The following is a 15,437-nucleotide window of genomic DNA, read 5'->3' as shown; positions in this document are numbered from 1 at the left end:
GGTCGGTCCAGGTGCAGAGGGGGAAGCCATCACGGTGATGCGGGAGGTGCGGTCCACCGCGGGTGTCGGCCCCCCGACCGACATCCCGCGGTGGACCCGTCTCAGTCGGCCCGCCGCGTCAGCGCCGGAGCTCGCCGGATCGCTGCCGCGGAGAGCAGCGCAGCGATCACGGGCACGGCCACCAGCAGAAGGCCGAGGGGCAACCACGGGATGACGGTGATCGGGTCAGGGGCCAGCTGGCGACCGGTCTCCGGGTCGTAGGAGTCCGCGGTCAGGGGGTAGCTGACGGCGATGCCGGGGGCCAGCCCCACCGCGATCCCGACCAGGGCACCGATGAAGGCCACCGTCGCAGCTTGCGCCGCGGCGAGTCGGCGCCTCGTGCCCTTGGTGGCACCGACCGCCGCCAGGGTGCCCATGTCGCTCTGCTGTTCCGCCAGAGCGAGCGCCGTGGAGATCAGTGTGACGATGAGCAAGAGCAGCCCGAAGGCCACGAACAAGATCCGCATGATGAGGATGTCGTCGCGGACGAAGCCTCGCTCGACGTAGACCCCGCCGTCCTCGCCGAGCTGCTCGGACAGGGCCTTCTCGTCGGCCTTGCTGATCGCGCCATCGGGGTTGCGAAGCAGCAGGGAGTAGCTGCCGACGAACCAGCCCAGCTTCGAGGCGGTTTCGGGCGTGACCACACCGCCGTACTGGCCCTGGGCCATCGGGAGCTTGCCGACCACGGCAGGCAGGGCGGCAGTACGGGTGTCCTTCAGCGACTCGACCAGACCGGTGTTCTGGTTGGTGGTGACCGTCCCGCTGGCGACCGCGACCGTGCCAGCCGTCGAGATCAGGGCGGCCTCGTTGACGGCGATTCCTCCGTTGCTGACCCGCGCTGAGTCCGAGGGGGACAGGCGTAGCAGGCGGGTGATGTCCGCGGCCGGGAGGACAGCGATGCTGCGCTGCCCGTTGGTGCCGAGGAGCTGACACACCGGGCGTCCGCTCTGCTGGTCGGACTGGGCGTCGGTCACGGCCCGGTCGACCGTGCAGCCGGGCTTGACGACCGTCACGAACGGCACTGGGGCGTTGGGGTTCTTGGGGTCGAACGGCGTCGTCACCTGCGCGAGCCTCGTCGAGACCAGGTCGGGCGTCAGGCCGCGGACGAGCTCCTCGGCATCCTCCAGCGCCGGGTCGACTGCGCCCGGCGCCAGCACGGACAGGTCGCTGGCGACGAAGATCGCGCCCTGACCGGCCGGCTGCTGGGGCTGGTAGTCGCGGATGGACTGCTCGGTGTCGCTCGCGAGCCCGATGCTGAAGGCCGTGAGGGCGATAGCCCCGGCCATGATCGCGGCGACCGTCGGCACGGAGCGCGCCCGGTGACGGGCGGCGTCCCGGGTGGCCATCCGCGCGGCGACGGGCAGCCGGGCCGACAGCCGGCCCGCCACCACCAGGACGAGGGGGACGAGCATGAGGGCGCCCACGGTGAGCGCGATGGCCAGCCCTGCGATCGTGTACTCACGTTGCTTGGTCGCCACCGCGGCAACCAGGCCGACGCCGCCGGTGCCGGCAAGGAGGACTCCGAGGACGGGCACCACCCGGTTGAGCCGGGGTGAGACGTTCTGGCCCTTCATCACGCCGACGATGTCGAGCCGCCGCAGTCGCAAGGCGGGGATGAGCGCCGCGACAAGGGCGCTGACGACGGCCATCACGATGACCGCGGCGACGGCCCACAGGGGTACCTCGAAGAAGCGGAACGTGGTCCAGGGTCGCCGGGCGACCAGCACCCACATCACCACGCGCACAGCCAGGACTGCGAGGCCGGCCGCGACGATGGCCGACAGGGCTCCGAGCAGCAGGGCCTGGGCCAGCACCTTGCGCCGCAGCTGCCGGGTCTCGGCGCCGTTGCTGGCGGCGAGCGCCAGGGTCCGCCGCTGACGAGAGGCGCTGACAGCAAAGGCCGGGGCGACCAACAGGGTGGTGACCAGGAGGAGCAACACGCCGCCGATGGCCACCATGGTCTGGACGTCCCGGGCCGCGTAGTCCTGCATCTGCCGCATCGTCGGCGGCAGCGCGGCCGGGGAGGGCGGGTTGCGCAGCGCCTCGGCGCTGGTCACCTGGAGCCCGTAGGCGTTGAGCTTCTTCACCTCGGAGTACGGCACCCCCGCGTCGCGCAGGAGGAGGTACTGCCAGTCGAGGACCGCCTCTGGGTCGAGAGGGCGCGCCGAGATGGCGTCCGGCTGTCCCCCCCACCCGTTGAAGAAGTTGGCGACGCCGACGACGGTGACGTCGATGCTCTTGCCCGCTGAGCGGAGCGTGGTGGTGCCGTGGTCCGGCATGCCCCGGCTGATGCCGTAGGGCGTTGCGGCGATCTCGCCCGCGGTGGCGGGCCACCGTCCGGAGACCAGCGTGGCCTTCGTCCCGAGGTCGACCGTGCCGGCCGCGAAGGTCGCCACCTGGATGCCGCGCGTGCGCCTCTCGTCGAGGACGCGCCGCAGGGTCATCTCCCCGACCGGCACGACCGTGCCGCCGGTGACCTGCTGGAGCGCTGCGACGTTGGCTGCGGACCCGAGGCTTTCACCGGGGTTGAAGCCGGGCACCGGCGTCGCCTTGTCGGGCTGGCTGTTCGAGTCGGTGGACCAGCCCTCGTTGGGGTCTGCGGTCTGCCAGACCACCTGTTCCGAGGGCCCCTGGATGAGGGCCTGTGCACTGCCCAGGGAGGTGGGGATGCGCTCCACGCTGCTGACCGACGAGCTCGTCGCGAACACCAGGGTGCCCACGAGGACGCCGACCGGCAGCGCCACCATGATGAGCACGAGGACGCTGCGTCCCTTGTAGCGCCAGGCGTCCCGCTTGGCCATCCGCAGGGCAACCCGCCACGAGGCGCGCCACCGGGACAGTCGCGAGCTCTGGTCCTCGTCGCGGTCGGAACCACGCGGCATACCTGCTGGTGCCTCTCGTTCCATGAGGGTGGTCATGGCGCGACTCAGGCGGTCGGCTCGAGCAGGGCCTCGGCCGTGTCAGGTGTCCCCGTGCTGTCGACGACCACGCCGTCGCGCAGGAACACGACCCGGTCGGCCCAGGCCGCGTGCCGCGCCTCGTGGGTGACCAGCAGGCCGGCCGCGCCGGCATCACAGCGCTCGCGGAGCACGCGCAGCACGCCTTCGCCGGTGTGCGAGTCGAGGGCCCCGGTGGGTTCGTCGGCGAGCACCAGCCGGCGGTCGCCGACAAGCGCGCGGGCGATGGCGACGCGCTGCTGCTGGCCGCCGGACATCTTGTCCGGGTAGCGGTCGGCGAGGTCCTGGACGCCGACCATGCTCAGGGCGTCGATGGCCCGGCGCCGCGCCTTGCCCACCCGCTGGCCGTCGAGCTCCAGCGGCAGGGCGACGTTCTCGACGGCGGTGAGCGACGGGATCAGGTTGAAGTCCTGGAAGACGAAGCCGACCCGGCGCCGGCGCAGCTTGGCGAGCGCGTCGCCCTTGAGGGTGCCGATGCTCTGTCCCTCGATGATCACCTGTCCGCTGGTGGCCGCGTCCAGCCCGCCGGCGAGGTTGAGCAGGGTGGACTTGCCGGAGCCGCTCGGGCCCATCACGGCGACGAGCTCCCCAGCCCGGACGTCGAGGCTGACCCCTGCCAGGGCCCGGACTGCGGTGCCGTCGGTGCCGTGGACACGGGTGACGTTGTCCAGGCGCAGGATGACGTCGTTGCTCGGTGCGTTGCTCATCGTGTTCCCCCCTTGAGTGCGTTGCTGACCATCCGTGTCGCACTGTCCGTGGTGCCGTCCTGCACAGTGGTGGGTATGCCGTCGGCGGACTTGCGCGGGCGGTTCGCCTCGCGGACCAGGCGGGCTTCGACGTGGTCGAGCCAGCGGACCTCGGCCTCGCCGGCGTAGATGAGGTTCTCCAGGACGAGCAGCCAGGCGAGGTCGACCTGGCCGTCGCCGTCGGCTGCCGCCTCGTGGTGGGTGGTGGCCCGCTGCTTGAGGCGGGTGAGGTCCTGCAGGTGGCGCAGGGTGGCGGTCCGCTGCGTCTGCACCACGCGGTTGACGTCCACGCCGTCGACCGTGACGGCCAGGGCGAGCTTGATGACGAGCTCGTCACGGGGGGTGGTCTCCCGGGTGACGGGTGAGGCCCACCACATCGCGACCTCGGCGCGGCCGGTGCGGGTCAGGCGGTAGGAGATCCGCCCTTCGGCGTCCTCCCCGATCGCCTCGACCAGGCCGTCGCGTTCGAGCCTGGCCAGCGTCGTGTAGACCTGCCCGACGTTGAGCGGCCAGGTCCCTCCGGTCCTGGACTCGAACTCGGCGCGCAACCGCGCGCCATACATCGGCTCCGTCGCCAGCAGGGCCAAGAGCCCCTGTTTGACCGACATCCGGCCCCACCATCCCCGTTGTGTGTCCCCTACATACCCAGTATTACCACTGGTGAAGAGATGTATACCGAGTATAGAGGTGCTGCGTCAAGCACCTCTGGCCACGGGTGTCGGGTGCGTGACCGGAACCGCCACCCGGATGGGGGACAGGTGCCCAGAAGTGCGAGCCCTGGCCCTTGGTGGTCAGCGGGCGAGGAGGACGGCGGCCAGCGCGAGGGCGCCCGGGACCGCCTGGACGAACAGGATCTTGCGGCTCGCCGTGGCCGCGCCGTAGAGGCCGGCGACGACGACGCACAGCAGGAAGAACACCTGGAACCCGAAGCGCAGGTGGTCCGGGCCGACGATGCCCCACACCAGGCCGGCCGCGAGGAAGCCGTTGTAGAGACCCTGGTTGCCGGCCAGCGCCTTGGTCTGCTCGGCGAACTCCGGAGTGAGGCCGAAGGCGGCCCGACCGCGGGGTGTCGTCCAGAGGACCATCTCCAGCACGACGATGTAGACGTGGATGAGGGCGACGACTGCGACGAGCACCGTGGCGACAGCGTTCATGGCCTCAGGGTGGCAGACGAGGCCAGCCCGTGCGGGCGACTCGCTCAGGTCAGGGGGTCAGCAGGATCTTGCCGATGTGGCCGCTGGCCTCGAGCTCGCGGTGCGCCTCCGCCGCCTGTGCGAGCGGGTAGCGGCCGTGGATCACCGGCTGGACCCGACCGGCCCCGATCAGCGGCCAGACGTGTTCGCGAACGGCCGCGACGATGGTCGCCTTCTCGTCTGCAGGCCGGGCGCGCAGCGAGGTCGCGATCACGGCCGCCCGCTTGCGCAGCAGCTGGCCCAGGTCGAGCTCGGCCTTGGCGCCACCCTGCAGGCCGATCACCACGAGCCGCCCGTTCGGGGCGAGCGCATCCACGTTGCGAGCGAGGTACTTGGCCCCCATGTTGTCGAGGATCACGTCCGCACCGGCACCGGCGGTGGCCGCGCGCAGCTTCTCGACGAAGTCCTGCTCGCGGTAGTTGACGAGGATCTCGGCGCCCAGCTCCCGACAGACCTCGAGCTTGTCGGCCGACCCGGCGGTGACCGCGACGCGGGCCCCAACCTCACGGGCCAGCTGGATTGCCATCGTGCCGATGCCGGAAGACCCACCGTGTACCAGGAAGGTCTGTCCCGGAAGGAGATTCGCCGTCATGAACACGTTGGACCACACGGTGCTCACGACCTCGGGCAGGGCTGCCGCGTCGGCGAGCGAGACGCCGGTCGGCACCGGGAGGACCTGCTCGACCGGCACGCAGACCAGCTCGGCGTAGCCCCCTCCGGACAGCAGCGCGCACACCTCGTCACCCGCGCTCCAGCCGTCAACGCCGTCGCCCACAGCGTCCACGGTGCCGCTGACCTCGAGGCCGGGGTACTCCGACGCACCCGGAGGGGGCGCGTAGAAGCCCATCCGCTGCATGACGTCCGCGCGGTTGACCCCGGCCGCCGCCATCCGGATCCGGACCTCGCCGGGAGCCGGCAGCGGGTCGGGGACGTCGGTCAGCACGAGCGCCGAAGCGTCGCCGGGCTGCGGGATGGTGATCGCCTTCACGGGTCGAGCCTATGGCGCGTTGGACGCGGCCTACGACGCGCCCGGTCGAGGTCCGCGGTGGTGTCGACGTCCAGGGCGGCGCCCTCCGGCAGCGCGACGACCAGGGTGCGCAGCGAGTCGAGCAGCCGCATCAGCGGGGTCCCGGCCGCAGGCTTCGGCAGTGCAGCGCACAACGCCTCGGTCCGGTATGCCGCGAGCAGCGGTTGCAGCCGCCCGTCGCCATCGCGGCCCAGCACGACGTCGAGGCCCGGGCCTACGGCAAGGCGGGAGGCGAGGTCGGGAGCCGGGCTCGCGGCATACGGCATGTCACCGCCGAGCACGACGACGACGGGGCTGTCGACGTGGGGGAGCGCAGCAGCGATCGCGGCCACCGGTCCGCCGCCGGGCGGGTCCTCGCGGCACCACGCGACGGGGCGCGCGGTGGGGCGGGGGTCGCCCACGCAGACCACCGGCCAGGCGGACGGAAGGCCGTCGAGGACGTGGTCCAGCACCGGACTGCCCGCGAGGTCGGCGCGGGTCTTGTCGCCACCGAACCGGCGCCCGGCGCCACCGCAGAGGACGATGGCCGTCACGGAGGGGATGCTCACCCCGCCATTGTGGGGGGCGGGCGTGCTCGCGGCCCTCAGCCTGCTGCGGTGGGCTGACGGGGTGGGCAGGTGGAGGTCGCGAGGTACTCGAAGTGCCACCACTCGTTGTCGTAGGTGCGGCACAGCCCGTACGCCGGGCCGTGCTCCTCGAGCCAGCTGGCCATCGCCTGCGGGTGGACATCGATCGCGTAGCCCTTCACGTGCGCCGACCTCGCCGGGGAGAGCACCCACTTGGAGGCCTCCGTGCGTGAGCCGTACTTCGTCACGGCCCGGTCGAACAGGATCTGCTGCCACTCGGCGCTGCGCCAGGCCGAGCGGATCTCCGGCGTCAGGCCGTCGGCCCTCGCGTCGGCGAAGGCTCGCTTGAAGGCGGAGGCAGCGGCGGGCTGCATGTTCGTCGTACCCGGGATCGGTGCGGACAACGGCAGGCTGGTCGTCGGAGTGGGGATGCGGTCGATCACCACCGGTGGAAAGCCTTTGCCTGCAACCGCTTTCGCGCCAGCACCGGCTCCAGACGTCGAACCGACGCTGCGCTTGGCCGGCTTGGCCGGCTTGGCCGACTTGGCCTTCCCCGGGGCCCCGGATGAGGCACGCGCGCCGGCTTGGCCGGCAGCCGGGGACGCTGCCGCAGATGAGGTGGAGTCGCCGTCGTGCCACGCGGCATACCCGGCTGCTCCGCCACCGACAACGAGGACGGCGGTCACGACCAGGGTGCGGCGCAGCCGCTGACGACGACGTCGACCAGCCGACAGGTGCGTCGTGGTCATGGCTTCACCCCCTCTGCTGTGGCCCAGACGAGTGTGGCAGGAGAGGGGCAGATGTCAGCGGACCCCGCCGATCCGGGCCGACAGCGTGGCGGCAGCCCGCGTCACGGCGGCCACGAGGCGACTGCGTTCGGTCTCGTCGACCTCGTCCCGCGGGAAGGTCAGCGCCACACCGGCCACGGGGTGCCCGGTGTGGTCGAGGACCGCCCGCGCCACCGACGACAGCCCGACGCTGACCGAGTCGTCCTCGAGCGCGTACCCGCGCGTCCGCACCTCGGTGAGCTCGCGCCGCAGCTCGCTGACGGAGGTGGGTCCGTGACCGTCGCGCTGCACGAGGGTGTCGCGGTGCGGGAACAGTGCGCGGACCTGGGCGGCCGGCAGCTGGGCCAGCATGGCCAGGCCGCTCGCGGTCAGGGTCGCGGGCAAGCGGACTCCGACGTCGGTGACGAGCAGCGGCCGCCCGGGTGCGCGTTCCTCGATGACGTAGAGGACGTCGCGGCCGTGCAGCACGGCGAGGTGGGCGTTGTGCGTCGTCGTATCGACCAGCCGGCCGAGCAGTGGGCGGGCGATGCGCTGCAGCGGGGCCTGACGCTGGTAGGCCGAGCCCAGCTCGAAGGCCGCGACGCCCAGGCCGTAGCGCCGCTCCTCCTCGAGGTGGGTGACGAAACCGTGGTCCCTCAGCACCGCCAGCAGGTGGTAGGTCGTCGAGCGTGGCAGTCCGAGCTCGCGCGCGATCGACCCCGCCGGGAGCGGCTCGGTGTGCCGCGCGAGCAGGGTCAGCAGCTGGAGGGTGTGCCGGGCGGCGGGTGCGTTGGCCACCTCGCCAGTGTCTCAGGTGCGAGACGCGCGGGCGCGGCTTTCCGGCCACGACCATCGGGTATGCCGCGGGCGGACGTGCGCTCGCGGCATACCCCAGGGTGTTGTGGCCAGGCGAGCCGGCGGCCGGCGGGCGGGCGGCCCGCTGGCGTCAGGCTCGGGTGACGAGGATGCCGTCCTCGTCGGCGAACAGCCGCTGCCCCGGGGCGAAGTCGACGCCGCCGAAGCTGACGACCACGTCGCGCTCGCCCACTCCGTCCTTGGCGCTCTTGCGCGGGTTGGAGCCGAGCGCGAGCACGCCGAGCGGGAGGTCGCGCAGCGCCGTCACGTCGCGGACGGCGCCGTGGATGACGACACCCTCCCAGCCGTTGGTTACCGCGCTGGCCGCGATGAGGTCACCCATCAGGGCCGACTCCAGGGACGCGCCCCCGTCGACCACGAGGACCCGTCCGGCACCGGGTTCGGTGAGGGTGGCCTTGACCATCGCGTTGTCGCGGTGGCACCGGATGGTGGTGATGACACCCTCGAACGAGCGCTCGGCACCGTAGTGACGGAACTGCGCCGAGCACGACTGGAGGTCGTCGCCGTGCTCGTCGTAGAGGTCCGCGGTGGACACCGCGCCCATCAGTCCCTCGCTGCCTTGACCGCCAGCACGGGGGCGTCCGCGTCGAGCAGCACGGTCTGGGCCGCGCTGCCCATGATCAGCTTGCCGACCGGGGTCCGACGACGAAGGCCGATGACGATCAGCTCCGCGTTCGTCTCCTCGGCCACGCGGAGCAGCTGGTCGGCGGGGTCGCGGGCCTCGACGGTCTGGGCGACCTCGTGCTCGACCCCGGACGCCTCGAGCTTGGCCTTGACGGCCTCCCAGTCGGAGGATGACGCGAACCTCGAGTCGACCAGGGCGTCACCTCGGCTCACATTGAGGACGACCAGCCTCACCCGCCGGAGCTTGGCCTCCTCGATGGCTCGGTCGAGGGCTGCGTGACCCTCCGGACGGGGGACGAACCCCACGACGATGGCCATGACTACTGCCCTTCCTGGTTGGCGTGCTGGTGGCCGAGCGAGGGCGCGTCCTGGATGCCGTCGCCCTGGTCGCCCTGGTCGCCGCCACGGCGCCGCGACTGCACGCGGTCGATGACTACGGGGACGACGAGCAGGAGGACGACGATGACGTAGACCACCTTGGAGAACGGCGTGTTGACCAGGCCGGACAGCTCGCCGTCGCTGATCTGCAACGCGCGTCGCAGTTGCTCCTCGGCCACCGGGCCGAGGATGATCGCGATGATGGCCGGGACCACAGGCAGGCCGAAGCGGCGCATGAAGAACCCGAGCCCGCCGATGATCAGCAGCAGCCACAGGTCGAACGTCGACGTGTTGGCCGCGTAGGCCCCGATGCTGGCGAAGAAGAGGATGCCGGCATACAGGTACGGGCGGGGGATGTTGAGCAGCCGGGCCCAGATCGTGGCGAGGGGCAGGTTCAGGGCGAGCAGGATCACGTTGCCGATGAACAGCGAGGCGATCAGCCCCCAGACCAGGTCCGCCTGCTCGTCCAGCAGGCGCGGTCCAGGCTGGATGCCATAGGACTGGAACGCACCGAGCATCACCGCCGCGGTCGCGGTGGTGGGGATGCCGAGGGTCAGCAGTGGCACCAGGCCACCGGCGGCCGAGGCGTTGTTGGTGGCCTCAGGGCCGGCCACGCCCTCGATGGCTCCGTGGCCGAACTCCTCGGGGTGCTTGGTGAGCTTCTTCTCCATGGCGTACGACAGGAAGGTGGGGATCTCCGCCCCACCCGCGGGGATGGCACCGAAGGGGAAGCCGATCAGGGTGCCGCGCAGCCAGGGCTTCCAGGAGCGGCGCCAGTCCTCGCGGTTCATGCGGGCACCGTCGACGTGGATGATCTCGGCGGGGTTGCGGCGCAGGTGCGCGGCGATCCAGAGCGCCTCGCCGACCGCGAACAGGCCCACCGCGACCACGACGACGTCGATGCCGTCGGCGAGCTGGGGGATGCCGAGCGTGAGCCGCTGCTGGCCAGATGTCGGGTCGATGCCGACGGTGCCGATGAGCAGTCCGATGCCGAGTGAGGCGAGACCACGGATCTTCGACGACCCCAGCACGGTGGTCACGGCGATGAAGGCCAACATCATGATGGCGAAGTAGTCCGGCGAACCGAGCTGGATCGCGAGCTTGACGATCTGGGGGGCAACCAGGGCCAGCGCGAGGGTGCCGATGGTGCCCGCGATGAACGACCCGATGGCCGCGGTGGCCAGGGCGGCGGCACCCCTTCCCTTCTTGGCCATCAGGTTGCCCTCGATCGCTGTGATGACCGATGCGCTCTCACCTGGCGTGTTGAGCAGGATCGAGGTCGTCGACCCGCCGTACATGCCGCCGTAGTAGATCCCCGCGAACATGATGAACGCCTGGGTGGGCTCGAGCGTGAAGGTGAGGGGCAGCAGCAGGGCGATGGTCATCGCCGGGCCGATGCCGGGGAGCACGCCGATGGCGGTGCCGAGCACCACGCCGATGACGGCGTAGAGGAGGTTGATCGGCGTCAGGGCTGTGCCGAAGCCGTCGATGAGAGCATTGATGCCGTCCATCAGAGGATTCCCTTGAGCAGCCCGACCGGGAGCTTGATGCCCAGGCCGAGGAAGAAGAGGTACCAGGACCCCACCGAGAGCACGATCGAGATCAGGGCCATGCGGACGTAGTGCCGCGCACCGAGTGCGTAGGTGGTCCCGAAGAACAGGATCGCCCCCGAGATCGGCCAGCCGAGCGAGTCGATCAGCAGGGCGTTGGCGGCGAACGAGCCGACGAGCAGGCCGATCGTGCGCCAGTCGCTGCCGTGGCTGAGGTCGACGTCCTCGCCGCCCTCGGCCTCGCCCCGCCCACCGCGGACCAGGTCCACGGTGAGCAGGACGGCCATGAGGATGAGCAGCAGCCCGACCGCGATCGGGACGGTGCGCGCATTGACGGGACCACGGGATGCGGTGTCGGTCACCCCTAGTGCGTCGACGATCGCCCACGCGCCGAGGCCCAGGAGGAGGAGGGCCACCCCGTACTCGGAGCGGCCCCCCTTCTCTGCCGCAGTCGGGCTGCTGGACATCAGGCCAGTCCCAGTTCCTTGAGAACGCCGGCAACGCTGTCGTTCTGCGCGGTCAGGAAGGTCTTGAAGTCGTCGCCGGTCTGGAAGGAGTCCGTCCAACCCTGGTCGGCCAAGGTCTTCTTCCACTGGTCGGTGCCGTGCATCTTGGTCAGCAGGTCGACGTACTCCTTGGCCTTGGCGTCGCTGAGTCCGGGAGGGCCGACGATGCCGCGCCAGTTGGTGAACTCCATGTCGACGCCGAGGCTCTTGAGGGTGGGAGCGTCCACGCCCTCCACCGGGTTGGCACTTGTGACGGCCAGGATCTTCACGTCGCCGGACTTCGCCTGCTCGGCGACCTCGCCGATGCCGGTCGCCGCGAAGGCGACCTTCTTGCCGAGGACTCCGGTGAGCAGCTCGCCACCACCGTCGTAGGCGACGTAGTTGACGTCCTTCGGGGTGATACCCACGGCCTTGGCGAGCAGCATCGGGGTCAGATGGTCGGGGCCACCGGCGTTGGAGGCGCCACCCACGGGAACCTTGCCCGGGTTGGCCTTCCAGGCCGCGACGAGCTTGTCGAGGGTGTCGTAGGGGGAGCCCTTCGGCACGACGATCGCCTCCGACTCCTCGATCAGCTTGGCGATCGGGACGGTGTCGTTAAGCGTGGCCTTCGACTTGTTCGTGTAGACGGCGCCCACGACCCCGAGCCCCATCTGCATGAGGATGTCGTCGTGGCCCTTCTCGTTGACGAGGCGCTGCAGGCCGACGGTGCCGCCGGCGCCTGCCGAGTTGAAGACCTCGATCGTCTCGCTGAGCTTGGCGTCCTGCATGGCCTTGGCCGCGAGACGAGCGGTGGTGTCGTACCCGCTGCCGGGTGAGTTGGGCACGAGGATCCGCAGGCCCTTGACGGGGCCCGAGGAGCTGCTCGTCCCTGTTGACGAGTCGTCGCCGCTCACGCCACAGGCGCTGAGGGCAAGACCGGCGACCGTGGCGGCTGCCACGACCTTGATGGGGGTCCGTACACGCACGGGAGACTCCTTTGTCTGAGGGGGTTCGAAGCACACCGTGCCCGGCCTTGGCCGCGGTGTCACGGTTAGGTGCGCAAACTCTGTTTCGTCCTTTGTGCTCACGGGGCGCTGGCCGGACGGAGGCGCCCCAGCCACAATCAACCCGTGGACGTTCGATGGCGCGGGTGGATGGAAGGCCGGCGGTGGCCCTGGCAGCGGCGCTGGACGCTCGCCAGCCGCATGCTGGCGATGCAGCTCGCCATCGTGTGCGTCGTCCTCGTGGGCGTGGCAGCCGTGTCACTGGCCCAGTCCGACGCGAGGGCTCGTGACACCGAGGGTCGTCGGGCGCTGGCCGTGGCGGAGCGCCTGGCGGTGACCGCTGGGGTGCGGGAGGCAGCGGCGTCTGGCGGACAGGACTTCCTCGGCCAGGCCCAGTCGGTGGTCGAGTCCGGCCGCTCGTTCTCTGGGTCAACCACGGTGATCGTGGCCACGGAAGACCGACGTGTCATCGCCTCGACCGATCCGGTGCCCACGAGCCGTTCCGTCTACCTGCAGGACACTGAGGGCTTCTTGGGGCGTGCCTGGGTCGGGACGCAAGACGGCACGGGAGCGGCGTTCGCCATGGCTCCCATCATCAACCTCGACACCCGGGAGACCGACGGCGTGGTCGCGGTCGCACGGGCCTATCCCTCCGTGTTGGACAACCTGGCCGAGGCGATGCCGAACCTGCTGACCTACCTGGGCATCGCCAGCCTGCTCGGGGTGGTCGGGTCGCTGCTGCTGGCCCGGCGGGTCAAACGGCAGACCCTCGGACTCGAGCCTCGCGAGATCGCCGGTCTGGTGGAGCAGCGGGAGGCGCTGCTGCACGGGATCAAGGAGGGCGTGCTCGCCGTCGACCTGGACGACCGGATCACCATGGTCAACGACGAAGCGGCACACCTGCTCGGCATACCCCTCACGTCTGGAGGTCGGACGCTCTCGGAGGTGGACGCGACCGGTCGCGCTGCCCAGATCTTCGACCAGGGTGGGGAACTGACCGACCATGTGATGCCGGTCCGCGGACGGGTGCTCACGGTGAACCGGATGCCGGTGACCAGTCGGGGCAGGCACATCGGCTGGGTCGCGACCATGCGCGACCGCACCGAGATGCTCGCGCTCCAGCGCGAGCTGGACCTGACCAAGAGCACCACCGACACCTTGCGGGCGCAGGCCCACGAGTTCAGCAACCGGATGCACGTCGTCAGCGGTTTGATCGCGTTGGAGGAGTACGACGGCGTTCGCAACTACATCCGGCAGATCACCGACGACTCCAGCACGCTGAGCACCAGCGTTGGCGAGCACGTCCAGGATCCTGCGGTCGCGGCCCTTCTCATCGCCAAGGCGAGCCAGGCCACAGAGCGGGGCGTGGACCTCGTCGTCGACGAGAGGAGCAACGTGCCTCCCCTCGACGACGCGCTCGCGGCTGATGTCAACACCGTGATGGGCAACCTGATCGACAACGCGTTCGACGCGGCCGCCGGCAGTGCCGATCCCGTGGTGCGGGTGGCCCTTTCGCACGGCGGAGATGCGGTCAGGGTGACAGTCCACGACAGCGGTCCCGGCGTCGACTCAACCATTGGCGAGATGGTCTTCACGAGGGGCTTCAGCACGAAGGCGACCACAGCCCAGGAGCGCGGCATCGGCCTGGCCATCGTGCGGCTCATCTGTCGCAACCGCGGCGGCGACATCGTCGTCACCAACGACGACGGAGCGGTCTTCGTGGCCACCCTGCCGGTGCTGGTGCACCAGGAGGCATCGTGATCAGGGTGCTCGTCGTCGACGACGACTTCATGGTGGCCCGGCTGCACTCCAGCGTGGTGGCGAGGCAGCAGGGCTTCGAGGTCGCGGGCATCGCGAGCACCGGCAACGATGCGCTGCGGGCAGTCGAGGCGACCCGCCCCGACCTGCTCCTGCTCGACATCTACCTCCCCGACATGACCGGCCTCGAGGTGTTGGCCCGCCTGCGCGAGGGACCTGGGGAGGACGTCGACGTCATCGTGATCAGTGCCGCGCGCGACCTCGAGACATTGCGAACCGCCTTGCGGGGCGGTGTTTTCCAGTACCTCGTCAAACCGTTCGAGATCGAGTCCCTCCAGCAACGACTCGGCGAGTATGCCGTTCACCGGACCGAGCTGGCCGAGCTCACCGAGGCGGGTCAGGACGACGTCGACCGGGTGTTCCGGGCGAGCGGGGTGCGCGTCGTCGGCGGCTTGCCCAAGGGCATCAGCCCGGAGACGACTGACTTGGTGCTCCGGGCCCTCGAGGCAGCTGACGAGGACGGTCTGTCGGCGACGGAGTGTGCCGAGTCGACCGGGCTGTCGCGCAGCAGCACCCGGCGCTACCTCGAGCACCTCGTCTCGGTCGGCACGGCAGAGATGCGCCCGAAGTACGGCGCGGCCGGGAGGCCCGAACGCCGCTACCGGGTTCGCTGAGGCCGTCCGAGCCCGGAGAACTGGCCGTGCCGGCCGCGGGACCTGGGTCGTCTGACCTGCCGACGCCTGACCTGCCTCACAGACCGGTGTCGCGCGACGTCAGCCGGACTGTTCGAGGCGGTCGGAGATGGCCTTGAGTGCGGTGTCACGTGCCGCAAGCACGTGCGCCTGCGCAACGGCGTGGGCGCGGGCCGGGTCGCGGGCCACCAGGGCGTCGAGAATGTCCTGGTGCTCTCGCAGGGCGGCGGTCCGACGTTCCTGGGACTGGTTGGTGAAGGCGCGGTAGCGCGCCATCTGCCCGTCGACCTGGGAGTGCAGGCGGGAGGCCCACTCGTGCCCGGCGATCTCGGCGATGGCCAGGTGGAAGTCGTGCCCTGCATTCATCGCGTCGGTCGGTAGGTCGACGAGCTTCTCGTTGCGGTCCACCAGCCGACGCAACGTGGCCGCCCCCACGTCGTCCAGCCGGGTCGCGGCCTCGGCGGCCATCAGGCCCTCCAGTGCGCCGCGTACCGAGTAGAGCTCCTCGATCTCGCGCGCGCTCAGCTGTCGCACGACCATCCCACCGGTCGGCAGCTGGTCGAGGAGGTCCTCGGCCAGCAGCAAGCGCAGCGCCTCGCGCAGCGGCGTCCGGCTCACCTGCATGCGGCTGGCCAGGTCGGGCTCGTAGAGCCGCTGCCCGGGCTTGAGCTCGAGGTCGAGGATCTGCCGGCGCAGCTCGGCGTAGACGAGCTGTCCGCCGGATGCCCGGCGTGGACGATCCACCATCTGGTCTCCCATCTTGCACACTTGTATA

General features: G+C 70.6%; 16 protein-coding genes. 2 read left to right on the top strand and 14 right to left on the bottom strand.

Features of this window, described 5'->3' with window-relative positions:
- Nucleotides 1-101: 101 nt before the first annotated feature.
- The 13 genes from EAH86_RS09235 to EAH86_RS09170 form a co-directional block, all read right to left on the bottom strand.
- Entirely contained in the window at nucleotides 102-2,957 is a 2,856-nt protein-coding gene (locus tag EAH86_RS09235; RefSeq protein WP_140739525.1) for an ABC transporter permease, read from the bottom strand.
- Nucleotides 2,958-2,965: 8 nt separating this feature from the next.
- On the bottom strand, nucleotides 2,966-3,703 hold the full coding sequence (locus EAH86_RS09230; RefSeq protein ID WP_140739522.1) for an ABC transporter ATP-binding protein: 738 nt from the start codon (nucleotides 3,701-3,703) through the stop codon (nucleotides 2,966-2,968).
- Nucleotides 3,700-4,350 carry a PadR family transcriptional regulator gene (locus EAH86_RS09225; protein ID WP_140739519.1) on the bottom strand — a complete coding sequence of 217 codons (651 nt, stop codon included), beginning with the start codon at nucleotides 4,348-4,350 and terminating at the stop codon, nucleotides 3,700-3,702. Before EAH86_RS09225 ends, EAH86_RS09230 begins: the two co-directional genes overlap by 4 nt.
- Before the next feature lie 183 nt (nucleotides 4,351-4,533).
- Nucleotides 4,534-4,896 (bottom strand): DUF1304 domain-containing protein, encoded by a 363-nt coding sequence (locus EAH86_RS09220; RefSeq protein ID WP_140739516.1) that lies wholly within the window; start codon nucleotides 4,894-4,896, stop codon nucleotides 4,534-4,536.
- A gap of 49 nt (nucleotides 4,897-4,945) precedes the next feature.
- Nucleotides 4,946-5,923: an NAD(P)H-quinone oxidoreductase gene (locus tag EAH86_RS09215; RefSeq protein WP_140739513.1), complete on the bottom strand. Its 978-nt coding sequence runs from the start codon at nucleotides 5,921-5,923 to the stop codon at nucleotides 4,946-4,948.
- Nucleotides 5,920-6,510, bottom strand: a complete 591-nt coding sequence (mobA, locus tag EAH86_RS09210) for a molybdenum cofactor guanylyltransferase (protein WP_161988614.1) — start codon at nucleotides 6,508-6,510, stop codon at nucleotides 5,920-5,922. The genes EAH86_RS09215 and mobA overlap by 4 nt, the downstream gene beginning before the upstream one ends.
- Before the next feature lie 35 nt (nucleotides 6,511-6,545).
- Nucleotides 6,546-7,277, bottom strand: coding sequence for a M15 family metallopeptidase (locus EAH86_RS20205; protein ID WP_161988613.1), 732 nt, complete (start codon nucleotides 7,275-7,277; stop codon nucleotides 6,546-6,548).
- Between the two features lie 54 nt (nucleotides 7,278-7,331).
- Nucleotides 7,332-8,093: an IclR family transcriptional regulator gene (locus EAH86_RS09195; protein WP_140739500.1), complete on the bottom strand. Its 762-nt coding sequence runs from the start codon at nucleotides 8,091-8,093 to the stop codon at nucleotides 7,332-7,334.
- A 148-nt stretch (nucleotides 8,094-8,241) separates the two neighbouring features.
- Nucleotides 8,242-8,715 (bottom strand): ribonuclease E activity regulator RraA, encoded by a 474-nt coding sequence (gene rraA / locus EAH86_RS09190; RefSeq protein WP_140739497.1) that lies wholly within the window; start codon nucleotides 8,713-8,715, stop codon nucleotides 8,242-8,244.
- The gene (locus tag EAH86_RS09185) at nucleotides 8,715-9,113 is read right to left on the bottom strand and encodes a universal stress protein (RefSeq protein ID WP_140739494.1); all 399 of its coding nucleotides are present in this window, start codon (nucleotides 9,111-9,113) and stop codon (nucleotides 8,715-8,717) included. Before EAH86_RS09185 ends, rraA begins: the two co-directional genes overlap by 1 nt.
- A 2-nt stretch (nucleotides 9,114-9,115) precedes the next feature.
- Nucleotides 9,116-10,684 carry a tripartite tricarboxylate transporter permease gene (locus EAH86_RS09180; protein WP_140739491.1) on the bottom strand — a complete coding sequence of 523 codons (1,569 nt, stop codon included), beginning with the start codon at nucleotides 10,682-10,684 and terminating at the stop codon, nucleotides 9,116-9,118.
- Entirely contained in the window at nucleotides 10,684-11,190 is a 507-nt protein-coding gene (locus EAH86_RS09175; RefSeq protein WP_140739488.1) for a tripartite tricarboxylate transporter TctB family protein, read from the bottom strand. The genes EAH86_RS09180 and EAH86_RS09175 overlap by 1 nt, the downstream gene beginning before the upstream one ends.
- Complete coding sequence (locus EAH86_RS09170; protein ID WP_425325224.1) at nucleotides 11,190-12,194, bottom strand: Bug family tripartite tricarboxylate transporter substrate binding protein; 1,005 nt, start codon at nucleotides 12,192-12,194, stop codon at nucleotides 11,190-11,192. Before EAH86_RS09170 ends, EAH86_RS09175 begins: the two co-directional genes overlap by 1 nt.
- Before the next feature lie 144 nt (nucleotides 12,195-12,338).
- Here EAH86_RS09170 and EAH86_RS09165 point away from each other — a divergent pair, with 144 nt between their 5' ends.
- Both EAH86_RS09165 and EAH86_RS09160 read left to right on the top strand, forming a co-directional pair.
- Complete coding sequence (locus EAH86_RS09165; protein ID WP_206665790.1) at nucleotides 12,339-13,973, top strand: sensor histidine kinase; 1,635 nt, start codon at nucleotides 12,339-12,341, stop codon at nucleotides 13,971-13,973.
- Entirely contained in the window at nucleotides 13,970-14,644 is a 675-nt protein-coding gene (locus EAH86_RS09160; RefSeq protein WP_140739481.1) for a response regulator transcription factor, read from the top strand. The genes EAH86_RS09165 and EAH86_RS09160 overlap by 4 nt, the downstream gene beginning before the upstream one ends.
- A gap of 99 nt (nucleotides 14,645-14,743) precedes the next feature.
- On the opposite strand, the gene EAH86_RS09155 is transcribed toward EAH86_RS09160, so the two are convergent.
- Nucleotides 14,744-15,409 carry a GntR family transcriptional regulator gene (locus EAH86_RS09155; protein WP_140739478.1) on the bottom strand — a complete coding sequence of 222 codons (666 nt, stop codon included), beginning with the start codon at nucleotides 15,407-15,409 and terminating at the stop codon, nucleotides 14,744-14,746.
- Nucleotides 15,410-15,437 lie beyond the last annotated feature (28 nt).

Origin of the sequence: Pedococcus bigeumensis (assembly GCF_006438965.1) — a bacterium.
In the GTDB taxonomy this organism is placed as follows: Bacteria; Actinomycetota; Actinomycetes; order Actinomycetales; family Dermatophilaceae; genus Pedococcus; species Pedococcus bigeumensis_A.
Note: the sequence above shows the minus strand (reverse complement) of the source record. Positions and strands in the feature narration are given on the sequence as shown.